The sequence below is a fragment of the Paraglaciecola sp. genome (genome assembly GCF_030730205.1).
Taxonomy (GTDB): Bacteria; Pseudomonadota; Gammaproteobacteria; order Enterobacterales; family Alteromonadaceae; genus Paraglaciecola.
On record NZ_JANQVQ010000264.1, the window covers coordinates 1 to 4,789 of the forward strand.

3 protein-coding genes are annotated in these 4,789 nt (G+C 43.5%); all 3 read left to right on the plus strand.

Going from position 1 to position 4,789, the window contains the following annotated elements; translation table 11 throughout:
* Window positions 1–193 precede the first annotated feature (193 nt).
* The 3 genes from NWQ57_RS17300 to NWQ57_RS17310 all read left to right on the plus strand — a co-directional run bounded on the left by NWQ57_RS17300 (window position 194) and on the right by NWQ57_RS17310 (window position 4,690).
* Window positions 194–1,249, plus strand: coding sequence for a M28 family metallopeptidase (locus NWQ57_RS17300; protein WP_306023422.1), 1,056 nt, complete (start codon window positions 194–196; stop codon window positions 1,247–1,249).
* Window positions 1,250–1,509: 260 nt separating this feature from the next.
* Window positions 1,510–3,645, plus strand: coding sequence for a TonB-dependent siderophore receptor (locus NWQ57_RS17305; protein ID WP_306023423.1), 2,136 nt, complete (start codon window positions 1,510–1,512; stop codon window positions 3,643–3,645).
* A gap of 130 nt (window positions 3,646–3,775) precedes the next feature.
* A complete protein-coding gene (locus tag NWQ57_RS17310) occupies window positions 3,776–4,690 on the plus strand; it encodes an alpha/beta hydrolase (RefSeq protein WP_306023424.1) in 915 nt (304 codons plus the stop codon).
* Window positions 4,691–4,789 lie beyond the last annotated feature (99 nt).

Consider the following 4,789-nt stretch of genomic DNA (forward strand, 5'->3'; position numbering starts at 1 on the left):
CCATATAAAAAGTGTCAGGGTCGTATCAACGGTGGAATATTACTTAGCCGATTAGCTATGCTGCATTGAGTGATTCAATTCGTTACAAATACAATTTGCTGTGCAGGGTCGCATCAGAATACAGTGTCACCTATCAGCGCAAAGGCTGAGTGAGTGAAATCGTTTTAATCAAACAAAATAAGGTTTTTGCGTCATGACGGGATTGGGTTCGTATCTAGGGGCAAGCATTTTGGTGCTTGGCACGGTGTTTAGCCACGCAAGTTTGGCTGCAGAGTCACCAAAGCCTATGGATTATTTGCAAGATCTTGCTGGTGAAAAAGGCATTGGAGCAAGGGTAGCTGGTTCAGAAGGCGAACAACGTGCCGCAGCCTATATTGAGCAACAATGGATAGACCAAGGCTTATCACCTTATAGCAGTAGTTTTAATATAAACGATGAGACCTTATCGAAAAACATCATTGTAGATCTCAAAGGTCAGTCAGATAAGACCCTAATCATAGCGGCGCATTATGATTCAACGGGCGCGAAAGAAGGTTCAGTGGGCGCAACAGATAATGCCAGTAGCGTTGCAGCTTTGTTGGCTCTAAGTCATAACTTACGCAACCAAATGCTAACGGTCAATATTCGTTTTATTGCCTTTGGCGCTGAAGAAATTGGTTTGTTGGGATCTAAGGCTTATGTAAAACAATTAAGCCGAGAAGAATTAGCTAACATTGTGGGTATGATCAATCTTGATACGATAGTGGGTGGTGACAACTTATATATTCACAGTGCGCATCCAGAGCCTTATAAATGCGGTGGTGATGCTCAGTATTACAGCAGCGATACAAGCTTGCGCGACAGTGTGTTAAAACAAGCTCAAAGCGGTTTTACGCCTAATCCATTTTCTAAGCATCCGCCGTTTCCGGGATACCCAGAGGGTACAACTGGCGGTTGGTCTGATCATGCGCCCTTTGCTTGTGCAGGTGTGCCCATCGCTTACATCGAAGCCACTAATTTTTCTATCAACGGCAAAGATGGCTATGACGGTTATTCACAATCAACCAATGGTGCACTATGGGATTGTTTTGCAGATGATAAAATGAGTGCCTGTGACAGAGAAAAAGAACAAAAGTGGGGAGATATTTGGCACAGTGAGTTTGATCGTCTAGACAAACTCCTCCCATTATTTGGTGAGAGAATTGAATTGCAGTTGCAGCAAAATATACAACTATTGACTGATTTTGTAAGCGCCAACTATACACAATAAGCTAGCCGAACATGCTTTGAACATCCCAGCCTGAGCGTATAACGCTTGGGCTTTTTTATATGCTGATAACCGCGTACCTTTAATCAATGGTTCTATGACTGCTAAAGGGGCTTCTCACCCGCTTTAAAGTTGTCTTGTACCGCTGCTGCAGAAATCTTGTAAGCATACTGTTATAGCGCACTTGTTAATGAGATTGACTATCATTTGCATAAGCAATAGACTTAATGCATTGACTCATTTCAAAAGATTTTTGTGACGTAATGTTTAAACCTTTAGTTATTTCCAGTGCCGTTTCTTTTGCTCTTTTAGTAAATTCTCAAGCTGTTATTGCCAATACCACAAGCGCCATCAGTACTGCGACTTTAGCGGCTTCAGCCGACATTGAGCGGGTAACGGTTAGGGGCGCATACTTTGGTCAAGAATATGCGGATGGACTCAAAACGCCAACCGTACTGGTTAATGTACCTCAGTCATTGACTATGGTCAGTGCAGAACAAATTCACGAACAGGGTTTTGATTCTATTGCCGATATTTTGCAATACACCCCAGGTGCGTCAGTGGGGCAGGGTGAAGGACACCGCGATCAAATGACCATTCGTGGTCAAAATACTACCGCTGATTTTTTTATCGATGGTTTACGAGACGACGTGCAGTATTATCGCCCCTTGTACAACTTAGAGCGCGTTGAAATTATGCGCGGGGCGAATGCACTTTTGTTTGGTCGAGGCGGCGGTGGCGGTATCGTCAATCGCGTCACTAAAACTGCATCAACCCAAAGCACGTTTACCACCCTTGACGGTGCCCTTGATACGTTTGGTGGTTATCAGCTTAGCCTTGATCACAATCAGCACATCGATACTGACCAAGCGTTCAGAGTCAATGGTTTCTATGAACAACTGAATAATCATCGCGAAAATTACGATGGCGAGCGTTTTGCGATTAATCCAACGTTTACACAACATTTTGATAGTGCCACGCAACTTGTCTTATCTTATGAATATGTTGATGACGACAGAGCGGTTGACCGTGGTATTCCCTCAGCGAATGGCGCACCCTTGAGTGGTCAAAACGATACCTTTTTTGGTTCTGCACAACTTAATGGTTCAACCATTCAAGCTCATGTACTGCGTGCCAAATTGGATCATCAATTGTCAGAAAATTGGTCAGTTAACGGTACATTACAGTACTCAGATTACGACAAATTTTACCGCAATATTTACGCCGCGGCATTTGACCAAGCAGCCAATACGCTAACCTTAGATGGTTACCAAGATGCCACTGAGCGCCAAAATATTATTGCTCAGTTTAACGCTGTGGGGCAGTTTGATACCGCGAGTGTTGAGCACACGGTATTGGTGGGGGCCGAATACGGTCAACAACACTCGTCGAATAATCGCAAAGACTCATTATTTGTAGACAGCAATGATGATCAAATTACCATCGACTTTGGTCATCCTTTGCTGATACCGGAAGTAGGGTTTACTGATTTTGTTAGAGACAGTGCGTCCGATGTCACCTTTAGTTCGATCTTCATTCAAGACGAAATCAAATTGAGCTCAGCGTTTATTTTGGTCGCTGGTTTACGTTACGATCGCTTTGATATCGATGTCGAAGATCAAATAGAAATCGCCAACGGCAGTGACGATCAAAACAATGGCTTGTTAGGCCGTATCGATACCGAAGTATCTCCTCGTTTAGGCGCCATATATAAACCTAACGAAGATGTGTCTTTTTACTTAAGTTTAAGTCGCTCATTTTTACCTCGTTCAGGTGATCAATTTTTAAATCTATCACTGAGCACCCAAGCATTGGCGCCAGAAGAATTTGAAAACCGTGAGATAGGTATGAAATGGAACATCACCAATAAGTTGAGTTTTACCAGTGCATATTTTGATGTACGACGTGAAAATGGTACCGCATCTGATCCAAGCAACCCTGAAAAATCACTCATCATTGGCACCAAGACCACCGGCTACGAATTGCAACTGGTGGGTTATGTCAATGACGCATGGCAAATCAATGCAGGATACAGCCACCTCGATGCCAAAGAGACGGGACGAGTAGTCAATAGCAACATTGATAACCGAACCCTAGGGCAAGTGCCTGATACCATGTTTACTTTGTGGAATCGTTATCAGTTAAACGAGCAATGGGCCTTTGGTTTAGGGATGATTTATCAAGCAGAGCAATATACGTCTTTAAACAATACCGTTGAGTTACCAGACTTTACTCGAGTCGATGCTGCTGTTTATTACAGACTATCAGACACAACTAAACTGCAATTTAATGTTGAAAACATCTTTGATGAAAGCTATTTTCCTGCCGCTCACAACGACAATAACATTTCTACTGGTCAGCCTCTGAATGCGCGATTTGGCGTAAGCTATCAATTTTAATATGCTGTCTAGCTTAAAAACTGATAAAACGACCTGCCCCGGCAGGTCGTTTTTTATCTTCACCTTGTTAATTTTTTTGTCTAACATCAATTACTTAATAAACTGAATTAGAATTTCTAGCAAGGGGTGCATGATGAGACAAAGCCAATCTATTCAAGCCAAAGACGGCCATCTTATTCAAGTGTTTGTGTGGCCCAATGAAACAGCTAAAGCATGGGTTCACATTAATCACGGTATGGCTGAGCATGCAGAGCGATATGATGACTTTGCCCAAGCTCTAGTTGCGGCGGGATATGCCGTGGTGGCTCATAATCACCGCGGGCACGGAAGGACTGCGAAGCAACATTTAGGTCGATTAGCCGAGACAGAAAGCTGGCAATCCCTGTTGGATGATATTGATGAAGTGCGCTTTGCTGTGTGTGACTCAAGACCCTATTGTCTATTTGGCCACAGTATGGGCTCGTTTATCGTACAGTCATATCTAAGTCAAACGGAGCAAAAGGTTGATGGCCTGATACTTTGTGCCTCTAATTTTCAATCACCGACCTTAAGTCGCGCGGGTAAGTGGGTTGCTAGCTTCGAACGTTGGCGTTTAGGGCGCGACCAACGTAGCGCCTTGTTGCAGTTTTTATCCTTTGGCTCGTTTAACCAAGCCTTCAAACCGGTGCGTACTGAGTTTGATTGGCTGAGTCGTGATAATACACAGGTAGACAAGTATATTGCGGATCCTTTGTGTGGCTTCCCTTGTTCAAGTGGATTTTGGCAAGCATTTTTGGCTAGCTTGATTACGCTCTTTGGTACTCATGCAATCGCAAACATTCAGGCAAATTTAGCCATCTTGATGATAGGTGGAACAGATGATCCGGTTGGTATGATGGGCAAAGGGCTGCCACGCTTAGCCAAAGCCTATCAGCAAGCGGGGCAAAAACAGCTGAGCTTTAAATTATATGAAGGAGCACGTCATGAGATCCTCAACGAAACCAATCATGCAGAGGTAAAACAAGACATTATCAACTGGTTAGCAGAACAGCTCGCGCACGCTTAAGTTGATAAGAAAATCCATTAGGTGTGTCCACACCTAATGGATCAAAGCGACTTATTCTAAGCGACTTATTCTAAGCGACTTATTCCATTTCACTGATGA